The 22,870-nt window shown below is 65.8% G+C and carries 18 protein-coding genes; 3 read left to right on the plus strand and 15 right to left on the minus strand.

Going from position 1 to position 22,870, the window contains the following annotated elements:
• Positions 1–58: 58 nt before the first annotated feature.
• Positions 59–1,654: an MDR family MFS transporter gene (locus VSR72_RS28290; RefSeq protein ID WP_342955642.1), complete on the minus strand. Its 1,596-nt coding sequence runs from the start codon at positions 1,652–1,654 to the stop codon at positions 59–61.
• A gap of 121 nt (positions 1,655–1,775) precedes the next feature.
• On the opposite strand from VSR72_RS28290, the gene VSR72_RS28295 reads away from it, so the two are divergent.
• Positions 1,776–2,639 (plus strand): EcsC family protein, encoded by an 864-nt coding sequence (locus VSR72_RS28295; RefSeq protein WP_342955643.1) that lies wholly within the window; start codon positions 1,776–1,778, stop codon positions 2,637–2,639.
• Here the strand turns inward: VSR72_RS28295 and VSR72_RS28300 are convergent.
• From VSR72_RS28300 to VSR72_RS28310, 3 genes are all read right to left on the minus strand, one after another.
• On the minus strand, positions 2,609–3,577 hold the full coding sequence (locus tag VSR72_RS28300) for an alpha/beta hydrolase (RefSeq protein ID WP_342955644.1): 969 nt from the start codon (positions 3,575–3,577) through the stop codon (positions 2,609–2,611). The genes VSR72_RS28295 and VSR72_RS28300 overlap by 31 nt on opposite strands.
• Before the next feature lie 142 nt (positions 3,578–3,719).
• Positions 3,720–4,154: a CHRD domain-containing protein gene (locus VSR72_RS28305; RefSeq protein WP_342955645.1), complete on the minus strand. Its 435-nt coding sequence runs from the start codon at positions 4,152–4,154 to the stop codon at positions 3,720–3,722.
• 250 nt (positions 4,155–4,404) lie between these two features.
• The gene (locus VSR72_RS28310) at positions 4,405–5,526 is read right to left on the minus strand and encodes a porin (protein WP_342955646.1); all 1,122 of its coding nucleotides are present in this window, start codon (positions 5,524–5,526) and stop codon (positions 4,405–4,407) included.
• Positions 5,527–5,992: 466 nt separating this feature from the next.
• On the opposite strand from VSR72_RS28310, the gene VSR72_RS28315 reads away from it, so the two are divergent.
• A complete protein-coding gene (locus tag VSR72_RS28315; protein WP_342955647.1) occupies positions 5,993–6,937 on the plus strand; it encodes a LysR family transcriptional regulator in 945 nt (314 codons plus the stop codon).
• 172 nt (positions 6,938–7,109) lie between these two features.
• Here the strand turns inward: VSR72_RS28315 and VSR72_RS28320 are convergent, their stop codons facing one another.
• The 6 genes from VSR72_RS28320 to VSR72_RS28345 all read right to left on the minus strand — a co-directional run bounded on the left by VSR72_RS28320 (position 7,110) and on the right by VSR72_RS28345 (position 16,355).
• On the minus strand, positions 7,110–11,654 hold the full coding sequence (locus VSR72_RS28320) for a transporter substrate-binding domain-containing protein (protein WP_342955648.1): 4,545 nt from the start codon (positions 11,652–11,654) through the stop codon (positions 7,110–7,112).
• A 22-nt stretch (positions 11,655–11,676) separates the two neighbouring features.
• On the minus strand, positions 11,677–12,408 hold the full coding sequence (locus tag VSR72_RS28325; RefSeq protein ID WP_342955649.1) for an aquaporin: 732 nt from the start codon (positions 12,406–12,408) through the stop codon (positions 11,677–11,679).
• A 249-nt stretch (positions 12,409–12,657) separates the two neighbouring features.
• Positions 12,658–13,338 carry a response regulator transcription factor gene (locus VSR72_RS28330; protein ID WP_342955650.1) on the minus strand — a complete coding sequence of 227 codons (681 nt, stop codon included), beginning with the start codon at positions 13,336–13,338 and terminating at the stop codon, positions 12,658–12,660.
• A gap of 26 nt (positions 13,339–13,364) precedes the next feature.
• On the minus strand, positions 13,365–14,042 hold the full coding sequence (locus VSR72_RS28335; protein ID WP_342955748.1) for a response regulator transcription factor: 678 nt from the start codon (positions 14,040–14,042) through the stop codon (positions 13,365–13,367).
• A gap of 107 nt (positions 14,043–14,149) precedes the next feature.
• The gene (locus VSR72_RS28340) at positions 14,150–14,791 is read right to left on the minus strand and encodes a response regulator transcription factor (protein WP_342955651.1); all 642 of its coding nucleotides are present in this window, start codon (positions 14,789–14,791) and stop codon (positions 14,150–14,152) included.
• 244 nt (positions 14,792–15,035) lie between these two features.
• Positions 15,036–16,355: an MFS transporter gene (locus tag VSR72_RS28345; protein WP_342955652.1), complete on the minus strand. Its 1,320-nt coding sequence runs from the start codon at positions 16,353–16,355 to the stop codon at positions 15,036–15,038.
• 134 nt (positions 16,356–16,489) lie between these two features.
• On the opposite strand from VSR72_RS28345, the gene VSR72_RS28350 reads away from it, so the two are divergent.
• Positions 16,490–17,365 carry a LysR family transcriptional regulator gene (locus VSR72_RS28350; protein WP_342955653.1) on the plus strand — a complete coding sequence of 292 codons (876 nt, stop codon included), beginning with the start codon at positions 16,490–16,492 and terminating at the stop codon, positions 17,363–17,365.
• Between the two features lie 40 nt (positions 17,366–17,405).
• On the opposite strand, the gene VSR72_RS28355 is transcribed toward VSR72_RS28350, so the two are convergent.
• The 5 genes from VSR72_RS28355 to VSR72_RS28375 all read right to left on the minus strand — a co-directional run bounded on the left by VSR72_RS28355 (position 17,406) and on the right by VSR72_RS28375 (position 22,728).
• Positions 17,406–18,377, minus strand: a complete 972-nt coding sequence (locus tag VSR72_RS28355; protein WP_342955654.1) for a threo-3-hydroxy-L-aspartate ammonia-lyase — start codon at positions 18,375–18,377, stop codon at positions 17,406–17,408.
• Positions 18,374–19,042, minus strand: a complete 669-nt coding sequence (locus VSR72_RS28360; protein ID WP_342955655.1) for a PAS domain-containing protein — start codon at positions 19,040–19,042, stop codon at positions 18,374–18,376. The genes VSR72_RS28355 and VSR72_RS28360 overlap by 4 nt, the downstream gene beginning before the upstream one ends.
• A gap of 155 nt (positions 19,043–19,197) precedes the next feature.
• Positions 19,198–20,220, minus strand: coding sequence for a 2Fe-2S iron-sulfur cluster binding domain-containing protein (locus VSR72_RS28365; protein WP_342955656.1), 1,023 nt, complete (start codon positions 20,218–20,220; stop codon positions 19,198–19,200).
• Positions 20,221–20,237: 17 nt separating this feature from the next.
• Entirely contained in the window at positions 20,238–21,905 is a 1,668-nt protein-coding gene (gene hcp, locus VSR72_RS28370) for a hydroxylamine reductase (RefSeq protein WP_342955657.1), read from the minus strand.
• Positions 21,906–22,176: 271 nt separating this feature from the next.
• Positions 22,177–22,728: a single-stranded DNA-binding protein gene (locus VSR72_RS28375; RefSeq protein WP_342955658.1), complete on the minus strand. Its 552-nt coding sequence runs from the start codon at positions 22,726–22,728 to the stop codon at positions 22,177–22,179.
• Between the last annotated feature and the right edge of the window lie 142 nt (positions 22,729–22,870).

A 22,870-nucleotide genomic window follows, 5' to 3' on the forward strand; every position in this document is an offset into this window, starting at 1 on the left:
TTCGTGGCCGCGCGTTTGGCAGTTTCTGTGCCGGTACCTACTACGGGCGAAAGGCGACTCAATCCGCGTGAATCACGGGCTCCACCTTGCGCTGCAGCTTGACCGGCGGCACGCGCCGGGTTTGCCAGATCGACACGACCGCAATCGCCGCCGCCACGGCAATCCCCAGGTGAATCGCGCCCACGAGCGCTTCGCGCGCGGCTTCGAGCAGCGGCGCGCCATTATGCCCGGCGTGCGTGAGATCGGCGATAAGCGTTGCCTGCGCGTCGCGGTTGATGAGGATCTGCGGGTCGGCGAGCTGCGGCAGCCAGTGTGTGGCGTGATCGGCGTCCAGCGCGCGCTGCACGCCGCTCGAATAAAGCTGCGTAACCATCGTGCCGGTGAGCGCCGTGCCGATCATGCCGCCGATCATCCGCAAAGACTGCAACAGCGCGGTGGCGATACCCAGATGCTCGCGCCCGGCGGTCTGCTGCGCGAACACGGTGAGGTTTGGCATGACGAAGCCAAGACCAATGCCGGCCACGATCATGAGCGCCATGAGCAGGCCGCGCGGTGTGCTGCGCGTGGCGAGCGCCACCGCGAAGCATGCCGCCGCGATCATCGCGAAGCCAATGTAGAGCATCAGGTTCGGATTGCGGATGCGCGAGACGATGCGCCCGTTCGCGATACTGCCGATCGTGATGAACACCACGAGCGGCGTGATGACGAGGCCCGCTTCTTTCGGCGTCATGCCGAAGCCGCCCTGGAACAGGAGCGGCGCATAGAACAGCAGCGAAAACATCGTGAAGCCGCCCAGCACGGCGAGCGTGAAGAGCGCGTTCAGGCTCGCGTTGCGGAACATGTCGACGGGCAAGATGGCCTGCGGGCAGCGGCGCTCCCATTGCCACAGCGCCCAGCCGGCCGCCAGCGCGAGCACGAGCAGGCCGATGGCCGAAGCGCTGAGGCCGTGCCCCGGCAGACGCTCCACGAATAGCTGCAGGCTGCCGAGCGCAACCGCGATGAGGAGCGCACCCGGCCAGTCGAGGCGCATGCGCGCCTCGTGCGCGACGTGGCGCAGATGCGGCAGGTACTTCCACACGAAAAACAGCGACAGCAGGCCAACGGGCAGGTTCACGTAGAACACGGAACGCCAGCCGTAGTACTGCGTGAGAAAGCCGCCGAGCGAGGGCCCGACTGCATTGGCGATACCAAACGCGGAGCTCATGAGCACCTGCCAGCGCAGGCGCACGACGGAATCGGGGAAGAGGTCGGGAATGCAGGCGAACGCCGTGCCGACCAGCATGCCGCCGCCGATGCCTTGCAGCCCGCGCGCGATCACGAGGAACGGCATGCTGTTGGCGGCGCCGCAGAGCACGGAAGCAGCGGTGAAGACGACGATCGACGCGATCACGAACGGCTTGCGCCCGTAATAGTCGCCGAGCCGCCCAAAAATGGGGACGGTGATGACCGAGGTGAGCAGATAGGAGGTGGCGACCCACGCGTAAAGCTCGAAGCCGCGCAGTTCGGCGACGATAGTTGGCAGCGCGGTGCCCACGACGGTCTGGTCGAGCGCGACGAGCATCGTCACGAACGAGACGCCGAGCATCGCGAGCAGCGACTCCCGGAACGGCAGAACCTGCCCGCTCGAATGGTGGGCAGCGGTATGAACGGCCATTTTTTGATCCAGCAACGATTGACGCGTCAAAGATTGATCATCATAGCACGGCGCGATCTACTACACTGGGGCGTTCAGAGGCGGAGATGCCCGCCGTCGTTGCTGAAAATCCGGGAGCGCAATGGACCCCACAATCGCAGACCAGTCCCCCGCGGGAGCCGCCTCGGCCTTCACCGAGGCCGATCTCGACGCGTTGCGGCGCGCCAAACATGAGCTCGAAACGCCGCCGCTCGGCATGAAGCTCGCGGCCATCGTGGGGGCGCCGGTGGAAAAGCTGATCGCGCGGCTGCCCGGCGTGGCGAACGACAAGGTGACCGACGCGACGCAAACCGCCCTGCGCAAGTGTCTCCAGCTCGCACTGAAGACGCTCGGCAAGCAAGGCGCACTCTCCACCGCCGAACCGCGCGCGAGCACGAAGCCGAGCAACCTGCTGCACAAATTCGCGGTGGCGACCACCGGCGCGGCGGGCGGCGCATTCGGCCTTTTCGCGCTGCCGGTCGAGCTGCCCGTCACGACCACGCTGATGTTTCGCTCGATCTGCGATATCGCGCGCAGCGAAGGCGAAAACCTGGCCAGCACCGACACGCAGCTGCAATGCCTGACTGTATTCGGCCTGGGTGGCCGCTCGGCCGCCGACGACGAAGCCGACTTCGGCTATTTCATCGTGCGCGGCGCGCTCGCGAAGGCGGTATCGGCGGCATCGTCGGAAATGGCGACGAAGGGCTTCGCCGCCCACGGCTCGACCGCGCTCCTCAAGCTCATGCAGACCGTGGCCGCGCGCTTCTCCGTGCAGGTGAGCGAGCAGGTCGCCGCGAAATCGATACCGGCCATCGGTGCAGTGCTCGGCGCCATGGTCAACACCGTCTTCATCGACCATTTCCAGCAGGTGGCGCACGGGCACTTCACCGTGCGCCGGCTCGAGCGGCGCTACGGCGAAGCCGCCGTCCACGCGGCCTACGACGCGATCGACGTCTCGCTCGATTGAGGCGGCTGCGGATTCTCGTCGCCGTGCGCCGGCGTGGGGGTCACGCGGCGCACGAAGCTCGCGGCGACATCGAGCGTAAGCCGCGCTTCGGGCATGAACGGCGCATAGATCGGCCAGATATGCGGCATGCCGCTGGCAATCTCGCACTCCACCAAAACGCCGGCGGCGCGCGCGCGTTCGACCACGCGGCGCGTGTCGTCGAGCAGCGTTTCGGAGCTTCCCACGAAGAGGCTTAGCGGCGGCAAGCCGCGAAAGTCGGCATAAAGCGGCGACACATAGGGATCGGTTGCACTGGCCGAGCCGAGATAGAACGGCGCAATGCGCGCGAAAACCTCGCCGCTGAACATGGGATCGCGCCCATCGTTCTCGCGTATCGAGGCGCCCGTCGCCGCAAGATCGGTCCAGGGTGAAAAGAGCACGGCGCCAGCAGGGAGCGGATCGCCCGCGTCGCGCAAAGCAACGAGTGTCGCCAGTGCGAGCCCGCCGCCCGCCGAATCGCCGCCAATCACGATCGAGCCGGGGCGCGTTCCCTTTGCCAGCAAGTGGCGATACGCGGCCATTGCGTCGTCGAGCGCGGCTGGAAACGGATGTTCGGGCGCGAGGCGATAGTCGAGCGAGAAGACGTCGGCGCCGGCGCGCTTGCCCAGACCAAACGAAATCGCACGCTGCGAGCGCGGCGAGCAGAAGTAATACCCGCCGCCATGCAGATAAAGGAGTGTGCGCTGCGCGGACGAGCGCTCGCGGATAAGCCACTCGCCGCGCAACGGGACATCGGACGCGTCGTACTGCTCGCGCAAACGCCAGCCGCTCGGCACGCCTGGCGTCCAGATGCGCCGCGCAGTCAGCATGCGCACGCGCGCGACGTTGATCGACTTGCGCGTTTGCGGCAGAAAGGTGCGGCGCAGGAACCTGCAGATCAGCCTGCTTTGCCAGCTCACGGCTCAGCCCTCCCGCGGCATCCAGACTGGGCTCAACCAGCACTCGGCGGCGCTCAATCGATATCGTCCCGCAATCAGACTTCGATTGCGGGAACGAGCGGCACGCGCAGTACGGCGAGCGACGCGATCGATCGAGCGCCGGTCAATTGGCGGGCAGCACCTGCCCGCGAATCTCGCCGGACGGGTTCTGCGCCGTGTGAATGTTGAAATACCATTGTCCGCCCATCAGCTGGGTGACCTGCTGCTCGTTGAGCGTGGCCGAGCCCTTGATCGGGCTCGCCAGTTCGCCCTTCGGAATCGGGACCTGCACGTTCGCATTCTGGCCCACCGGAGCCGGGCCATGGAAGTGCGCGGCCGCCGCCGGACCCGACAGGCCTTCGTAGGTGATGGTCCAGTTCAGCATTTTCGTGGACGTGTCGAACGTGGCGTTGAGCATGCCGTGGCCCTGACTCACACGCGGCGGGACTTCGCTGGACGGTTCGAGATCGGCCTTGAGCGCGACGGTGTCGGCGTAGGCGGCGCTGGAGGCGAGGACACACAGAGCGAGAGCGAGCTGCAGCGGACGAAGCACATTCATGGAATTTCTCCTGTTTTTGTGGCGCGCTGCACCAGAAGGCGCAAAACCGCGCTCTCACATGCTAGAGCAAATCCGCTGGGCGCGTTCGCTGCGCCGATGTCGGCCCAACGTAAGCGACGTGCAATAAAAAAGGCGCCGCGAGCGGCGCCATTCAACCCAATTACTACCTGCTTGCCATCCGGTGTTATGCGTTCCCGTTCGCGATGCTTGCGACAACCACGACCGGGAACGCGACGACGCCGAATTCTTCTTAGAAGCGGTGACGGATACCCGTCGTGACGATGCCCTGATTCTTGCTCGACGAGTAGTTGTTGTCGCCCTGGTAGCCCACTTGCGTTTTGCCCGCCGCGTTCTGGCCCGCGCCCCACACGCCCACGCCTTCGAGGTAGACGTCGGTGCGCTTGGAGAGCGCGTAGTCGGCCTGCAGACCGAACTGGTTCCAGTGCGCCGAGGAGCTGCCGGTTCCGGCGTCGATACCCGCGCCGTTCGCGTTCGTGTACGAGTACATCGCACCAATGCCGAGCGCCGGCGTCAGGTTGTAGCGGAAGTTCGCTTCGAGGTTGTTGTAGCGCACCGAGTCGAAGAACTTACCATTGAGGCGCGACTGCGTGAACACGACGCCGCCGACCATCGGGCCATAGGTGTAGCTTCCGCCTGCGCCCCAGGTGCGCTGACGGTTACCCGCCGCCATCGCGCCGAACGTGTTCGCAAGCGACGAACCCTGGACCGCGCCGCCAGTGGTGCTATCCACGCCGTTGATCTGCGTGTAAGCCGCGGCGAGACGCAGACCCTGGATTGCGTAGCTCATGCCGGCGCTATAGGCGCGGTTGACTGCGAAACCAGACTGGTTCGAGAACGCGTACATGCCACCGAACTGGAAGCCCGAGAAGTTCGGGCTGGAATACTTGATGGAGTTGTTCAGCGAGAACGTGCCGTTCAGGTTGTCGTTGTCGATCACGTGCGCCGTGTAGGTGCCGCCCCAGGTGCCGACTGCGGTGAGCGGCGCGATGTAGTCGACCATCGAGTCGAACTGGCGACCGAACGTCAGCGTACCGTATTGCTCCTGCGTCAGACCGACGAACGATTGACGATTGAACAGGCCGCCGTTCTGCTGCCCATTCGCGACGTTAAAGCCGCTTTCCAACGTGAAGATCGTCTTCAGGCCGCCGCCGAGATCCTCAACGCCGCGCAAGCCCCAACGGCTCGCCTGGACGTTGCCGCTCGTCAGAGCGTATTTGGCGTTGCCGTTCACGTTCGTCGTGTACGTGAACCCGGCGTCAACGATACCGTACAGCGTGACGCTGCTTTGCGCGTACGACGCCGATGCAAAAGTCGCAGCGACTGCCGCCGCGATAGCGAGTTTCTTTTTCATATGCTTCCTTCGATGCAAGGCCTTTCGGCAAAAATGGATGCCGTCGCCGGCCTCACGCCGGCATAGCGATTCCGTCGTGCGGTGAATGACACACCGCATTGATTTGCATGGCAAAGTTTATGGGCGTCGCCTTTTGACGAACCACCCGATATCTCGTCAAAAGCCTTTTTGAATTAGTTGAAACTCCCTGCGGTTAACCCTCAAACGCTCGTTGCGCAATGCTCACGACCTATCTTGCTTTTCTGCGTATACGAACGATTCGTTCGGTATCCCAATAATGCGTTGCCGCGATACAACATCGTTAATTCGGGATAAGAGTCGACTTCAGATGATTCGGACGATTCCCATTCCGCTCGTCCAACGCGCATCGGTACTATCCGTCTCGGCAAGCGCCAGCGCGCCTCCTCACACATCACTTTTCTTCACCGCCGCACCCATCCGCCTCGTGTCCACGTCCCCCAAAAACATGAACCAGCTTCAGGCCATGCGCGTGTTCGTGAGCGTTGCCGAGCACGGCTCGTTCGGCCGCGCGGCGATGAGCCTGAATATGTCGAACGCGGTGGTCACCCGCTACGTGGCGTTGCTCGAAGCCCATCTGGAAACGCGGCTGATCAACCGCAACACGCGCAGCGCGTCGCTGACCGAGGCCGGCGCCGCCTACGCGCAAGGCTGCCGGCAAGTCCTCGACGATCTGGCGCGCATCGAAACGCATATCGCGCATGGCGTATCGGTGCCGTCCGGCACGTTGCGTGTCGTTGCCCACGCATCGTTTTCACTGCACGACCTCACGCCGATGCTCAAGTGCTACCTCGACGAGTTCCCGAAAGTCAGGCTCTCGCTTACGCTGCTGCATCGTCCGGTCGATCTGATCGAGGAAGGTTTCGACGCCGGCATCGTGGCGCCTCGTCAGGTGAGCGGCGGGACGTTGATCCGCCGCCCGCTCCTGAGCGTCGCGCCGGTTGCCGTCGCCTCGCCCGCCTACCTCGCGGGCCATGCGGCGCCGCAATGCCCAGCCGATCTCGCCCGGCACACGCTGCTTGCGCCTTCCGCCGATATCCACGGCAACGAATGGCACTTCGAAGGACCAGGCGGCGCCCGCGAGCCTGTGCTGATCGAGCCGGCGTACGCTGTGAACAACTCAGTGATGCTGCGCCAGGCCGCGATCGCGGGTATGGGCATCACGATCCTTCCGGCGAACCAGGTAGACGCCGATCTCGCAACCGGCCAGCTCGTGCGCGTGCTCGGCGGGTGGGACATCCGCGACGCGGACAAGGAACTCTCGCTCGTCTATCCCGGCCGCCGCCACGTCCCGGCAAAAACACGCTCGTTCGTTGACTTCACAGTCGAGTGGTTTCGCCGGCACGACACCGCAGCGGCAAGTGGGATTACCAGCATTCCCTGTAACAGTTAATTGATCGAAATTGTCTCGATTTCTCGTCGCCCGGCGACTAAGCTAGGAACTGCGAGAAGTGACTCTTCATCGAAGGGTCTCCAAGCTTGAACGCGGCTTCGGCCGCGTTTTTTTTCGCCCGCGTTTTGCTCCGCTTTTCCCCAGCGCCCGCTCATTTCCTGATGTACATCATTCACGCGAGCAGCGCGGCCTGCTGCTCGATTCCGCCAAGCATCGCCTGGCACGTCCGGATGAGCGCATAGCCCTCTTCACGCAGTTGCTCGGCAGTGTGACTGTTCATGTGACTGCGAAACATCTCGAGTTCGGCGAGTAGCGCAGGGTATTGCAGCACGCCCACCGCACCAGCCAGCCGATGATGCCATTCGCGTAAGCGCGCGATATCGGCTTGTTCGAGGAGCGGCGGCAACGCGTCCAGGTCGTCGCGCATCGCGGAAACGAACGAGCCAAGCAAGGTCTTCACAGTCGCCTCCCCGCCCCAGATCTGGATCATATGCGTGAGATCCAGCGGCTCGAACGTCCGTGCGTTTGCAGGCTTTTCCGCGAGCGTACCGTGAGAACCTACGCCCCCCGCGGGGGCCGAATCCGATGCCCCCGAAACCTTCAATGCCTTTGAATCCGCCGATGCCGCTCGCCCCGTTGTTTTCCCGCTTGCGCCAGCCTCGCGCACGGCTTCGCCCTGCATGGCGCGCTGCGTGCCCTCCACGCCGAACCAGCGCGCAAGATACTCGCGCAGTGTGGCCACGCGCGTAGGCTTGATGAGGCAATCGTCCATACCGGCTTCGCTGCACTGGCTCATATTCTCGGGCGCCGTGTTGGCCGTGATGCCGAGGATCGGCAAACGCCGCGCGCCGTGCGCCTTCTGCTCCATTTCGCGCACGCGCCGAGCCAGATCGTAGCCCGATACGTTCGGCATATGACAGTCGGTGATCAGGCAGCCGTATTCGCATTCGGCCAGCGCTTCGAGGGCCTTCGCACCATCGTCGACGACGTCGCAGGCGAAGCCGATCAATGCCAGTTGATGGCGGATGAGCTCCTGATTCACCGGATGGTCCTCCGCCACGAGAATGAGGCGGCCAGCAGCGCGTTCCTGCTCGCGATCGGGCGCCGGGAGTGTCGCCTCGACATCCGTGGCGGCACGCGCCGGGCTGGCTGCCTTGACCGGCAGCCCCGCCAGCGCCATCGCGCAAACAGCGCTCAAGCCACGCCAGGACAACGGATTGACGCTCACACGCACGCCGCTCTCGGCAACGCGATAGCCGCTTGGTTTTGGGTTCTCCGTCAGGCAAAGCACAGGCACGCCGATCTTGCCGAACCGCTCGACCAGCGCTTCCGAGACGAACGCCAGATCGGCCTTCTCCGCGCTCGCGGCGCGGGCGAGGTCAGCCGGCGCGACGCGGCGCATTTTCATGCCGAGCGCCGCGCCGAAATGCATCAATGCGGCAGCGACGCTCGCGTCCTCGCACGTCACGAGAGCGCGCTTGCCGCGCATTCCGGCAGCCGTGCCGCTATGCGCCTCCACTGGCAATTCGATATGCAGCGTGAGGCAGGTGCCACGATCGACTTCGCTCTCGAGTTCGAGCGTGCCGCCCATCAACGCCGCGAGCTTGCGGCAGATCGTGAGGCCAAGCCCGGTACCGCCAAAACGGCGCGTGGTCGAAGTCTCGGCCTGCACGAACGGCTCGAAAAGTTGCGCCTGCGCTTCGGGTGCAATGCCGATTCCCGTGTCGGTCACCGAAATCGAAAGCTGCTGATGAGAGGAAAGCGCGCCGCCGCAGGCGCCGAGATCGCGCGCGCGAACGTGCACGCTCACTTCGCCCGCCAGCGTGAACTTGATCGCATTGCCAAACAGATTGAAGAGGATCTGCCGCAGCCGTACGCTGTCGCCGCGCAGGAGCGCCGCGACGTCCGGCTCCACATCCACGCGCACCTTCAGCCCCTTTTCGTGAGCGCGCGCGGCAAGCAGCCCGACGGCGTTGTCGACGAGTTCGCGCACGTCGAACGGCTGCGAGTCGATCACCAGGTGGCCGGCCTGGATCTTGGAGTAGTCGAGCAGATCGTCGAGTATCTGTAACAACGCCCCTGCCGATTCGTGCACCATGTCGATCATCTGCGCCTGATCGGGGTTGAGCGGCGTGCGCTCGAGCACCTCGACGAGACCGAGCACGCCGTTCATCGGCGTGCGGATCTCGTGGCTCATCATGGCGAGAAAATCGTCCTTCGCGCGAGAGGCCGCCTCCGCGGTGTCGCGTGCGTGCTCAAGTTCGTCTGCGCGGGCATGCTCGACGTTCGCATCCAGCGCATAGCCGCTCCAGACGAGCGCGCCGTCGTCGGCACGTCGCGGTGCAAACTCCGCGCGCACCCACACTAATCCGGCCGCACCTTGAAAGCGGAACTCGGCGTGCACGGGGATGAAGCGGCGCGCCGAGCGTTCGAGCTGCGCGAAAAGGCGCGCGCGATCGCGCCTTCCCACCCGCGAGAGATCGAGCGAACGAGCGCGACGAAGCGCGTCAACGGTGTCGCCGAGAAGCCGCTGCGTGTCGCCGCCGATGTATGGAAACGAGTAGCGGCCATCAGGCGCGCGGCGCAGCTGGAACACGATCGCGGGGAGTGATCCCGTCACCTCCGAGAGGAGCCGCTGCGATTCGCGCTCGCGCAGCTCGGCGCGGCGAATGTCGGAGACGTCGATCATCGTGCCAAGCACGCAGAACGGCGCGCCCTGCGGGTCGCGGCACAGGCGCGTCCAGAAAATGCCATGACGGGCCTCCCCGTCCGCATTCTGGAAATTCAGCTCGACACGCTGGCTCTCTCCCCTGGCGATCGTGAGCCGGTAGAGCTCGTCCATGCGGCAGCTGTTTTCGGGCCCCCAAGCCATCACGGCCGAACCCGTGCGCCCAAGCACCTGGGCGCGCGGCAGGCCAGTCGACTCTTCGTACGCACGATTGATCGCGAGGTACCGGTTTTCGAGATCCCGCGCGCCGAGGGGATACGGGATCATCTCCATCATCGTGTCCTGCAGTTCCACCTGCCGCGCGAGCACCTGCTCCGCGCGCCGCCGTCTGTGCATTTCGCGCTGGAGCAGCACGTACGCGCGCAGCGTGACGAGAAGCAGCACGCCGAATACGATCAGCAGCGGCAGGAGCCGCAGAGCGTTCACGCTCCAGCCGCCTGCCCGCGTGGAGACGGCAGCGGTCCAGCGATTGCGGATCTGCTGCTGTTCGATGGGCGGCATCGCGCCGAGCGCGCGATCGATGAGCCCCGCGAGCGGGGCGAAGTTGCAGCGCACGGCAAATGCCGTCGAGTCGTCGACACCTACGGCGCCCAGCACTTTCAGCGTGTCGAGATAGGTGCTGCTGAGGGGCTCGTCGAGCGCGGCCGCGTTGCCCACCAGCACATCGGCCTCGTGGCGGTCGACCATTGCGAGCCCCGCGTCGAGGCTTGCGGCGCGCACGACCTGGGTGCCCGGCAGCTCCTGCATATCGGGGGCGTGTGGCGCCAGCACGATGCGGCGGCCCGCAAAGTCGGCCAGCGAGCGGGACATCGGCTCTTCGCGCCGCCCCACCATGACGAGCGGATAGTGCTCGAACGCATCGGTGTACACCACGTCGGAGCCGAACACGCCGTCCCTCACCGAGGTCGCGGCGAGCGCGATCTCGCCACGCTGCAAGGCCGCCCCGGCGCTCGTCCAGGGTGAAATCGGCACGCGCTCCAGGGTAATGCCGAGAATGCGCCTCAGATAGTCGAGATAATCGTTGGCCATTCCCGACGGCTCGCGTGCCTTGTTCGTGAAGCTGAACGGGATCCAGCCGCTGTCGTAGCCCACTTTCAGCGGCGGCAAGGCGCGCAGCCACGCGCGCTCGTCGGCGCTCAGGCTGAACGCGGACGGCGACGCCTCGCCCGGCGCGCCGCCATCGAACCAGCGTGCCCGCTCGGCCGCTGCCGCGGCAGGCCGCACGCCGGCAAGAAGCAGATCGAGCCGGTCGCGCAGGGCCGACCTGGAGACCGGCACGGCATACCGCAGCTCGCGCATGCGCTCGCGCTCCTCGAAGGCGACGCGCAGATCGCCGAATCCTTCGAGCGTGAGCTGATAGCGCGCCACGGGCGAAAAGCCTGCGTAGACGTCGGCCTTGCCTTGAGCAACGGCGCGCAGCGCAGCCTGCGTGCTTGCGAACGTTTCGATGCGCGCCTGCGCGAAACGCTCACGCAATGCGGATTCGAGGGCATAGCCGCGCTCGACCGCAAACGTCGCATGCGCGAGGCGCGCCGGCTGGGTCGCAAGCGCCGTATTGCCGGCACGCGTGACAAATGCCGTCGTGCCGTTCAGGTACGGCACCGTGAATGCGAGACAGCGCTCGCGCGACGGCGTGCGCGCGAGGCTCATCACAATGTCGATATCGCCTGCGCAGGCCGCCGCGAGCAACGCGGGCATGTCCGCAAAGACGCGTGGCTGAAGCTTGACGCCCGCACCGGCGAGAAGGCGCAGGTAGTCCGCGCTAAAGCCGGAGAGCGTGCCGCCGTCGAGGACTTCGAGCGGCGCCCAGCCCCCCGCTACCACGCCGACCACAAGCTGCGGCGGCAAACTCGTGGCGACCTCCCGCGAGAGCGCGACGCCCTCGCCTGGCGGCTCGCACGCAGTGGCAGCGTCCGCAGCAGCAGCGCATGCGAGCACCCACGCAGCGGCGAGCGCGCAAAGACAGAAGATGCGGAGAATCGACCTCATCGGCACGCGCCACTACCGGATTTCAATCGCCGTCGCGAAACGGCGCGGGGAAAACACACGAGCGGCGGCTCACGAAGCGGTACGCCAGGCCAGCCGCAGCACCTCCGCACAAGGGCGCCGCCCAGAAGAGCCAGAGTTGATCGAGCGCCCACTCGCCGACGAACAGTGCGGGACCGGTCGATCGCGCCGGATTCGCGCCGCCGTTGCTCACGGGGATGGCGATGAGATAGATGGCGGCAAGGCAGGCCCCAACGGCGAGCGCAGCAGTCTTGCGGCGTGCGACCGTGCTTGACATCAGCAGATGAAAGAAGACGAACACGAATGACGCCGCCACTTCCAGCAGGAACACGGCGGAGAGCGCGTATTCGGCCGGCGAATGATCGTCGTAGCCATTGCTGCCAAGGTCGGACACCGCGACGGAAAAACCCGGGCGCCCGCTCGCGACGCGAACAAGCAACGCCGCGCCGAGAATGGCCCCGATGGTTTGCGCCGCGAGGTAGGGCGCGGTATCGCGCACCGGAAAGCGCCCGGATACCGCATAGCCGATCGTGACGGCGGGATTGAAGTGGGCGCTCGCCGCGCGGGCGGCGGCGTAGTTCGCCACCGTCAGCGCAAGCCCGAAGGCTGCGGCCATTTCGAGAACGTTGCAGCCCTGGGAGGGCGGGCTCGCATTGAGCGCCGTGGCCGCGCAGCCGGCAAACACGAGCCACGCGGTGCCCGCGCCCTCGACCGCTAAACGCCTACCGAGCTTCATCGTTTCGTCTCCTTCTCCGGCCCCGTCCTGGTCCCACTGCGGCCCTATTCCGACCGGACCGTCCTTTGATCGCATTGCCGAGGCGGCAATATCTGACAAGCCGTGCGTTGAGCTTGCGATTATGGGGAGACGATCCCCGCAATCAGATAGGAGAACTCTTAAAACGCTGTGCGCCTTGCGCAAGATAAGGTGAGAGAAATGCCTACGAACGCGGGAATCCATTGGAGACGCGCGGCGCTTCGAGAAGAATCAGGCCAGCCCCACCTGCGTAGCGAAGTCGCTCAGATCGCGCTCCGTGACGAGCCCCAGCTTGCGCATCGTGCTGCGCTTTTGCGCGCTGATCGTTTTGCCGCTGCGCTGAAACCGGTGGGCGATCTGACAGACCGACATACCTTGCGCGTACAACTGGAAGACCTCCCATTCGCGCGCGCTCGGCACACCCGCGCAGGGGGCGCACGCGGCACCGGCGCGCGCGAGCGTTTCGCGTGCGTGGCCCGAGATAAACGGCGTGCGTGCGCGAGCGGCGGCAACGGCAAGCAGGAGATCGTGTGCGACATCGCGCTTGTCGACGATGACGTTCAGGCCGTGATGCACGAGGCCCGTCAGAACGCGCGGCGTCGACACCATGCTCAGGACGACGATCGCAGGCGCGCCTCGTGTTTTCGCGAGGCGCCGCAGCAAGGTGAGGGAGCCATATTCACCGTCCAGCCCCGGCATGCAGAGATCGGAAATGACGATGTCGCAGGCGGTCATATCGAGCTGCGTGGCGAGCGCAAGCGTGTTGCTGGCTTCGCCGACGACGACGGCTTGCGCTGTTGCATGCAGCAGGTTCGCCACGCCGAGCCGGATGCACGCGTGGTCGTCGGCAACGATCACGCGCAACGGCTTGCCCGCGCGAAGCGCTGTTTTTCGAACGCCGATAGCTTGCATGCGAGCGCTTGCGTGCGAAGGACCGCTCAGACTTGCTCGCGCTGCGTCACGCCACATTCGACGGCGAAGCGATAGAGCTCGATATCGTTGCTGAGCGCGAGCTTCTTCATGGCGGCGCACTTTTGCGCGCTGATCGTCTTCACGCTGCGCCCGAGCAGCCCTGCGATTTCCGTCACGCCGTGTCCCGCCGCGTAGTGCGTCAATACCTCCAGTTCGCGCCGCGTGAGGATGCGGTGCACTTCTTCGCGCCGCTCGGCACGCGCCGCTTCGGTCAGCAGGTCGCGCACGACGGGCCCGACATATTGCTCGCGCGCCATCGCCGACATGATCGCGACAGGGATCAGGTCGATGCGGTCACGCTTGCTGAGCACCGCATTCACCTCGAGATCGATGGCCTTGCGCAGCACCGAGGCTTCGCTTTCCATGGTGAGCACGACGACCGCCTTTTGCGGGAACTCGGCGCGAAAGGCACGGACGGCCTCGGGTCCGTCAAGCTCGCCCGGCAACGCCATGTAAAGGTCCATCAGGACGAGATCGAATGCATGCTGCGCCGCGACTTCGAACAGATCGGACACGCTGCGCGCACGCCCGACAATCTGCACGTTGGGATAGTTGGCGAGCATGCTTTCCAGCGCATACACGACGAGCGGATGATCGTCGGCAATGATCACCCGCACAGGTGCCGCGAGGTCGGCCTTAGCCATCGTATTGCGCGCCGCCAGGGACGCGCGGCGTTCGCCGTGGTCGAGCGTGGCGCGCTGGGAAGCGGTCGCCTCGGCGGCGTGATGCGCCTGCCGCAAGGAAAGCAGATTCATATGAGTCCGTGCGCCCTGACAAAGGCGAAGAGTCCTGCGTCGTTGCTCACGCCGAGCTTCGCCATGGCGTCGCGCTTCTGGCTGCTCACCGTGCGCACGTCGCGGCCGAGGGCGCGCGCAATATCCGTGATCGAATTGCCACTCGCGAATTTGCGGATCACCTCCGACTCGCGCGGCGTCAAACGCGGCACACACGTGTCGGGTGCGCAGGCGGCGGCCGCGAGTTCGCGCTCGATGGCCGGACTGAGATGGGCGAGCCCCCGTGCGGCGCCGCGCACGATGGCGGCGAGTTCGTCCATGGGTTCGGTTTTTCGCAACATGGCGATCACGCCCGCGTGCGCCACCGCGCGCAGGATGACGGCGTTCGCAACGCTCGTCAGCACCACCACGGGAACGTGGGGCCAGTCGCGGCGCAAGCGTCGTATGAGGTGCAGGCCGTCTTCGGCTTCGCCGGAAACAGGCGGCATGTTGAGGTCGGTGACCACCACGTCGCACGCGACGGTTTCGAGCGTTTGTATTAACTCTCGCGCGCCGCACGCTTCACCCACGACCTCGATATCGTCCCCCGCGAGGAGCATGGAGCGAACGCCAAGCAGAACGAATGGATGATCGTCGGCGAGAACGACACGTAACTTCACACTGAATCTCCTTCGAGGTGGATTTGCGTCGGCGCGGTGCGCCGCGTGAGCGCACCGGCAACCAACAACATCAGCAAGGTCGTTCATCTGACCATTGAAATCCTGCCGTCGAAATCGGAGATTTCCGAAACGTTAAATGTTCCTTAATTGGCGCTTGCACACGAGTTATGCCCAAACGCGCGGATTTTGTAGATTTATTACGCGCATTTCTCTTTCTTTAAGACGAAGCCTACACACGGCAACGTCAAGCCGCGGCACGCGCGCGAGCGCGTTGTCGACTGTCGCCAGTACGTCCACCGCTGCGCTCACGCGGCGCCGCGAAGGCCGGCCATGCCAGCGCTGCACAAAGCGCGGCCGCCGCCCAGACCGCGGGCCATCCAAACGACGACAGCAGCAGCGGGATCAGCGAGGGCGCGATGAAGAACGCAGTGAATGCGCCCGTGTTGCCCATTGCAAGCGCGGTTCCCACACGGCCGTTGCCTGCGAGCGTCGCGAGTTCGGTGAAGGCGACGCCATGCCAGGCGGAAGCGGCAATGCCGCCCAACACGATCACTGCAGCAAGCAGCACGACGAATGCGCCGTTTGCGCGATGCGCATGCGACGCGAAAGCCGTCAGCGCAGCAAGCACGACGAAAAGCGCGACGGTGAGCGCAGCGCTGCCGCGCAACCACGCGCGCCGGTCGCCGTGCCGATCGGTCCAACGCCCGCCGTACACGCGCATGAACGCGGCGCCGCCCTGCACCGCCGCGAGCGTCGCGCTGACCGCTGCCGTACCTGCATGGCCAACGTCGTGCAGAAAAATGCTGGCGAACGAGAGCACCGCCACCTGGGGAATGCACAGCACCCCAATGCCCGTCACCATGCGCCACACCGTTACGCTGCGCAGGGGAGAGACTGAACGTTGCGCAGATGCCGCCTGCTCGTGCGAAACGCGCGGCGCCTGCGCGGCGTCGTGTTCGTGCGCAGGCTCGTGCAACCAGACGATCGTGAGCACGGTGGACACCGCACACATCACAGCGAGGGCGCCATAGACGGCCGCGAATCCTGCATGCTCGGCGAGCGCGGGCAACACGAGCGCGCCAAGCCCGCCGCCTGCAGGCACGGCGGTTTGCCGAATGCTCATCGCAAGGCCGCGCTCGTGGGTGCCGAACCACGCCATCACCGCGCGCCCGCTCGAACCGTTCACGCTGCCGCCAAGCAGGCCGAGCGCGAGCAGGCCCACCGCGAGCATCGTCGCACTGGGTGCCTGCGCGCCCGACGGCGCGCCCCAGAGCGCCATCGCGACAAGTGCGAGCGCTGTCGTGGAAAGCCCCGTGAGCAGCACGCGACGGTCGCCCCAGCGGTCCGTCAGGAGTCCCCATGGAAGCTCGCTCAGCACGATGCCAAGTCCCAGCATGCCGAGCACGACCCCCAGTTCGCCCGTGCCGATGTGGTAATCGGAGCGGATCAACACGCCGGTGGCGGGAATGCCGCCTAGCGCCGCCGCAAAACTGGCGTTGGCCGCCACGCCCACCGCGAGCACTTTCCAGCGGTGCGCCGCACCCCGCGTTGTACTTCGTCCCATGATGACCTCCCGAAAACGGTTGACTGAGGGCATCGTAGAGGCGCAACATCCATCGGAAAAGCGGGAAATTCGAATGGCTAAATTCGGAATTTCCGAATCATGAGATTGCACGACACACCGGGTCCGACTGAACCATGAACGCACGCGGTTTCGATCTCGCGCAGTTGCGCACGTTTATCGCCGTGACAGAAGCGGGCAGTGTCTCCGCGGGTGCGGAGCGGGTGTTCCTCTCGCAGTCATCGGTGAGCGAGCAGTTGAAAAAGCTCGAAGAGCGCGTAGGCCAGCCGCTTTTCGTGCGCAGCAAGCAGGGCATGTCCGCCACGCCCGCTGGCGCCAAGCTGCTCGACCACGCGCGCCGCATCGTCGCGCTTTGCGACGCCGCCTTCGACGACATGCTTGGCCGCACGCTCGACGGCGAGGTGCGCATTGCGATCACGGACTATTACCGGCCGCACGACGTCGCCGAGATCATCCGGCGCTTCGCGAACCAGCATCCGCGCCTGCGTCTGCATGTGACCGTGCTGCCAAGCGCCGTGATCGACAGCAGCGCCGACGAAAACACCTATGACATCGGGCTATCGCTGCGGCTGATGGAGGAAGGCCGCGGCACGCACAAGAGCACGCCGATACGGCGCGAAAAACTGGTGTGGGTGGGCGCGGCGCAAACGCTGCGCGAGCGGCCCGCGCTCACGCCGCCGTGGCCGCTCGTGCTGCTGCCGGCGACTTGCCAGTTGCAGCGCCGCGTAGTGAGATTGCTCGATGAAGCGCGCATGCCCTACCTGATTTCGCATTCGGCTTCGGGCGTGGCCGGGCTGCAGCTCGCGCTCAAGGCGGGGCTGGGGATCTCGTGTCTGAACGAGTCGGCGATCGGCGAAGGGCTGATGCCCTGCCCGGCTTCATTCGGCTTGCCCGCGCTGCCCGCGGCCGAATTCCATCTGCTGCCAGCCCGGCCCGGCGAGTCCGCGCACGTGACGAACGCGCGCGCGGCGCTCGCGGAACTGCTCGGCTAGGCGCCCTCCAACTGAGCAAGGGCAGATTCGGCGGGACGCTTTAGCCAGCGGCCTGAACCAGCTCGGCAAAGCGCAGCAGATCGACGTTGCCGCCGGAGATGAGCACGCCCACGCGCTTGCCGCGCACGTCCACCTTGCCGTGCAGCACCGCCGCCGCTGCGAGGCAGCCCGTGGGTTCGACCACGAGCTTCATGCGGCTCGCGAAGAACTTCATCGTGTCGACGAGTTCCGCGTCGCTCACCGTGACGATCTCACTCACGCGCTCGCGAATCACCGCGAAGGTCAGGTTGCCGAGATGCTGGGTTTGCGCGCCGTCGGCAAGCGTCTTCGGCGTGTCGATGTGGACGATTTCGCCCGACTGCATGCTGCGCTGGCCGTCGTTGCCGGCCTCGGGCTCGACGCCTATCACCGTGCACGCGGGCGAGAGTGCATGCGCCGCGGTCGCGCAGCCCGAAAGCAGGCCGCCGCCGCCGAGCGGCGTGAGCAGCAGGTCGAGCTCGCCCGTTTCTTCGAAGAGCTCCTTCGCGGCCGTGCCCTGCCCGGCCATCACGTGCGCATGGTCGTAAGGCGGAATCAGCGTGAGGCCGCGCTCGGCGGCGAGCCGTTTGCCGAGCGCCTCGCGGTCCTCGGTGTAGCGATCGTAAAAGACGACTTCGCCGCCATAGCCGCGCGTGGCCTCTACCTTCACCGCGGGCGCGTCGTGCGGCATGACGATCACGGCCTTCACACCGAGCAGGCTCGCCGACAGCGCGATCGCCTGCGCATGGTTGCCCGACGAAAACGTGATCACGCCGCCCGCCTTCTGCTCCGGCGTGAATTGCGCAATCGCGTTATAGGCGCCGCGGAACTTGAACGCACCCATGCGCTGCAAGTTCTCGCATTTGAAGAAAAGCTGCGCGCCCGTGCGTTCGTTCGCGGTGCGCGAAGTCAGAACCGGCGTGCGGTGCGCGACGCCACGCAGGCGTTCGTGAGCGGCGGCGACGTCTTCGAAAGTAATAGGCAGAGTGCTCATGGTCGTTCTTCGGCTGGCAGGTAGGTGTAGACGGTCGAGCGCGCAACGCCGAGTGTGGTGGCGACGTCGGCGAGCGCATGACGCAGATTCAGCATTCCGTTTGCCGCGAGTTCGCGCACGGCTTCGCGGCGCTGCGCGAGCGTCATGCCGATGGGCGTGGTGTTGCGCGTGGCGGCGAAGCGTTCGAGCGCCTCGCGCACGCAGCCCACGGCGCGCGGCGCGAGCGTTTCGGTCACGGGCGCGGCCGCGCTGGGCTGGATCAGCTGCCCGAGGCCCGCCGTCACCGCGCTGAGCAGCGAAACATCCATGTTCAGGCAGAGGGCCGCGACGTACTCGCCCGCGCTGTTTTTGAGGCCGATGGAGGTGCTTTTGGCCGGACGCCCGTCCGGAAAGCGGTTCGGATAGTTGGCCACGACTTCGGGGAAGCCTGAATCGGTGATGCGCGCGAGACCCATTTCGGTGGCGGCGTCGCCGACCTGGCGCCCTGACAGGTTGTTCGCGATCGCCACGACGGAATGCTCGGGTTGCGTGAGGTCGTGCAGCACTACCTCGACGAGCGGCGCGAGTGTCTGGCCGAGCGCCGCGACGATCTTTTCGCCCTCGCGCAGCAGCAGTGCGTTTTCGTCGGCGGAATCGGCGGGACGGGTTTTGCGGGTGGGCATCATGATATTGGACATTTTGACAGTTAATGACTGAATGTCAATCGCTTGAATGGATCGCTCCGGAGCAGCGGTGCGTAGCGCACCCGATGCGCGAAAAAAAACCCCGCCCGAAGGCGAGGTCAATCAGACACGAAGAAAAGAACACACAGGATTGCTGCTCAGACGGTGAAGCGCTCGCTGACGAACTGTGCGGACGGCACGCGCGCACGCGCCGCGACCGCCTGCACGGCGCTCACCATGGCGGGCGGACCGCAAACGTAGAGATCGGGGGCAGCGCCCGACGCCTCGAGCGCGGCTGCGAGCGCGTCGACGGGCGTGCGGTGCGTGCCTTGCCAGCCATCAGCCGCGTCGCGAACGCAAAGCTCGACATGCAATTGCGGCAGCGCCGACCGAAGCGCATCCAGCTCGTCGAGCATGAAAAGCTCGCTCTCGCGATTCACGCCGAAGAAGAGGCGCGCGTCGTTCATCTCGCCGTACTCGGCCATGCGGCGCAGCATCGAGAGCACGGGAGCGAGCCCCGTGCCGCCCGCCACGAACCAGCGCGGGCGCAGACTGCCGGCGATCAAACCGAAGCCGCCCTGCGGGCCATGCACGGTGAGCACGTCGCCGGGCTGTGCACGCTCGCGCAGATACGCCGAGAACTCGCCTTGCGGCCGTAGCCGGATCAGGAACTCGAGGCGCCCTTCCCAGTTGCTCGTGTTGGAGAGCGAGAACGGACGCTTGATGCCGCCCTCCAATAACTCCAGTTCTGCGAACTGGCCCGCTTCGAACTCGGCGGCGCTGCCGCTCGTGTCATCTGCATCGAGCAGGAGTTCGAGGCGGCGCGTGTCGTCGGCAATCGTTTCCAGCGCGGCGATGCGCGCCGTGCGCACGGCGACCGGCTGCAGCAGCACCTTCGTGCGATCGTAGGGCGCTGCGACGCGCAAGTCGGCCGAAGGTCTCGTGCGGCACAGCAGAACCGCCTGCGGCTCGCCAGCCGGTAACGCGTCCGCGCTGTGTTCGCCGAGCGTGTACGCACCGTCGGTCACGGTGGCGTGACACGCGCCGCAACTGCCGCGCCGGCATTGCGAGGGCAGCGTGATGTCCGCCGCCGCCGCCGCGCTCAGCACGTCCTGCCCCGGCTCGCACGCGAAGCCGAACGCCTGGCCGTCGCGCGTGGTGAGCTCGATTTGATAACTCATGACGTTTTCACCCGCGCTCAAGCGGCGTTGCGTGTAAGGGCCGCGTTCAGGTCGGCTTGCGCGTCGCCGATCGGCGCGATGCCGAACTGCTTGACGAGGATGTCGAGGACGTTCGGCGTGAGGAAGGCCGGCAGCGTCGGTCCGAGATGGATGTTGCGCAGACCGAGCGCGAGCAGCGTGAGCAGCACCGCGGCGGCCTTTTGCTCGAACCACGACACCACGAGCGTGAGCGGCAGATCGTTCACGCCGCAGTCGAAGGCCTTCGAGAGCGCGATGGCAATCTGGATCGCCGAGTAGCTGTCGTTGCACTGGCCGAGATCGAGCAGACGCGGAATGCCGCCGATGTCGCCGAAATCGTGACGGTTGAAGCGGTACTTGTTGCAGCCGAGCGTCATGACGACGGTGTCGTCCGGCGCGCCCTGCGCGAACTCGGTGTAGTAGTTGCGGCCGGGCGCGGCGCCGTCGCAGCCGCCGATCAGGAAGAAGTGGCGGATCTGGCCGGCCTTCACCGCGTCGATCACCTTGTCGGCCACGCCGAGCACCGTGTTGCGCGCAAAGCCGATGGTGATGGTTTCCTCCGGCGCCGTTTCGCGGAAGCCCGGCAGCGCGAGCGCGGCCTGCACGACCGGCGCGAACGCGTGATGCTCGAGATGGCGCACGCCGGCCCAGCCCACCGGGCCCGTCGTGAAGATGCGCTGACGGTACTGCGGCAGCGGCTCGATCAGGCAGTTGGACGTCATCAGGATCGGGCCGGGGAAGTTCGCGAAGTCCGATTGCTGGTCCTGCCATGCGCCGCCGTAGTTGCCGGCCAGATGCGGATAGGCCTTGAGCTTCGGGTAGGCATGCGCGGGCAGCATTTCGCCGTGCGTGTAGATCTGCACGCCGGTGCCCTGGGTCGCTTCGAGCAGCGCCTCCAGATCGCCGAGGTCGTGGCCCGAAACCAGGATCGCCTTGCCCGCGGCCGGCGTCACGCGCACGGCAGTGGGTTCGGGCATGCCGAAGCGGCCCGTGTTCGCCGCGTCGAGCAGTTCCATCACCTTGAGGTTCAGGTTGCCGAGCGCGAGCGCATGCTCGAGCAGATCGCCGGCCTGCGTGGGCTCGCCTGCGAGAAACACGAGCGCGTCCTCGACGCCTGCGTAGACCTCTTCGCTCTCGTAACCGAGCACGCGCGCGTGATGGGCGTATGCGCACACGCCTTTGAGACCGTAGAGCACGAGGGCGCGCAAGCCGACGACATCCTCGCCCACCTTCGGGAGCCCTGCCTTGATGCCGACGAGCGCGGCCTGCGCCTGCAATTCGGCGAGATCGTTGCCCGGCTGCCAGAGCGCAGCGCCGCCCGGATGAGCAGCGGCGACGCCTTGCGCGAGTGCGAGCGCCTCGTAGGTCGACTTCACGCGATCGCGGTGTTGCGCAGCCTCGCGCAGCATCGCCACGAAACGGCTGGCGTTGAAGTTGACGTTGGTGAGCGTCGTGAACAGCGCGTAGAGCATAAAGCGGTCGGCTTCGCGATCAGGGCTGCCGAGGCCGCGCGCGAGCGCGCCATACTGTGCGATGCCCTTGGCCGCGTAGATCAGCAGGTCCTGCAGATCCGCAGTCGTCGCGTCCTTGCCGCAGTTGCCCTTGGCCGAGGCGCATCCCGGGGTGGCCTGGGTGCGGTCGGTCTGTTCACATTGATAGCAAAACACGGCTTTCTCCTTTTCCTTGTGGGGTGACGGCGCGAGCAGTCTTGTAAGATGCAAAAATCATGCATCTTTTAAATGGTCGCGCGCCGGCGGGAGTTTTGCCGTGACAAAAATCAGAAAACCTGTCGCCTGAAGGCGAAGGAGCGACTATGTGTGCGAAAACGTCGCAGCGGGCCGGCGCTCGGTTCGCACACTTCGCGCACACAAATGAAAAGCCCCGGCTCGACCTTGCGGTCGAACCGGGGCTTCCGGTCCTGCAAATGCGTTCTGACGCTTAGAACGGAATATCGTCGTCCATCTCGTCGAAGCCGCCGCCAGCCGGCGCGCTCGAACGGCCGCCGCCTGCGCCGCCGCCAGCACCGCCACCGCTCGAACGCGGCGCGCCGCCGCCGCTGTTGCCACCTGCGGCACGGCCGCCGCCGCGCGGTGCGGATTGCCCACGGCTGTAGCCGCCGTCGTCGCCCATGTCGCTGCCAGCCGAGGCGCCGCCGCCGCGGCCGCCCAGCATCTGCATCTGGTCGGCGACGATTTCCGTCGAATAACGGTCGGTGCCGTCCTGCGCCTGCCACTTGCGCGTGCGGATACGGCCTTCGATATACACCGACGAGCCCTTCTTCAGGTACTCCGAGACGATCTCGGCCAGACGCCCGAAGAACGACACGCGGTGCCATTCGGTCATTTCCTTGAACTCGCCGGACGCCTTGTCCTTGTAGCGATCGGTCGTCGCGAGACGAATGTTCGCCACGGCGTCGCCGCTCGGCAGATAGCGCACTTCCGGCTCGGCGCCGAGGTTGCCGACGAGGATCACCTTGTTCACGGATGCCATGAATTTCTCCTGTTTGATTCCGTTGCGAGGAGCGGCCGCGCGGTTCGCGCCGGCAAGCGCCCGATGTGTCTCAGGCGCCTTCGCCAACTGCGGACCGCCTCCGCGAATTGCGTTGCTGTGAACCTTTGGTTCTAACTCAGGC

Origin of the sequence: Paraburkholderia sp. JHI869, assembly GCF_038900775.1 — a bacterium.
Taxonomy (GTDB): Bacteria; Pseudomonadota; Gammaproteobacteria; order Burkholderiales; family Burkholderiaceae; genus Paraburkholderia.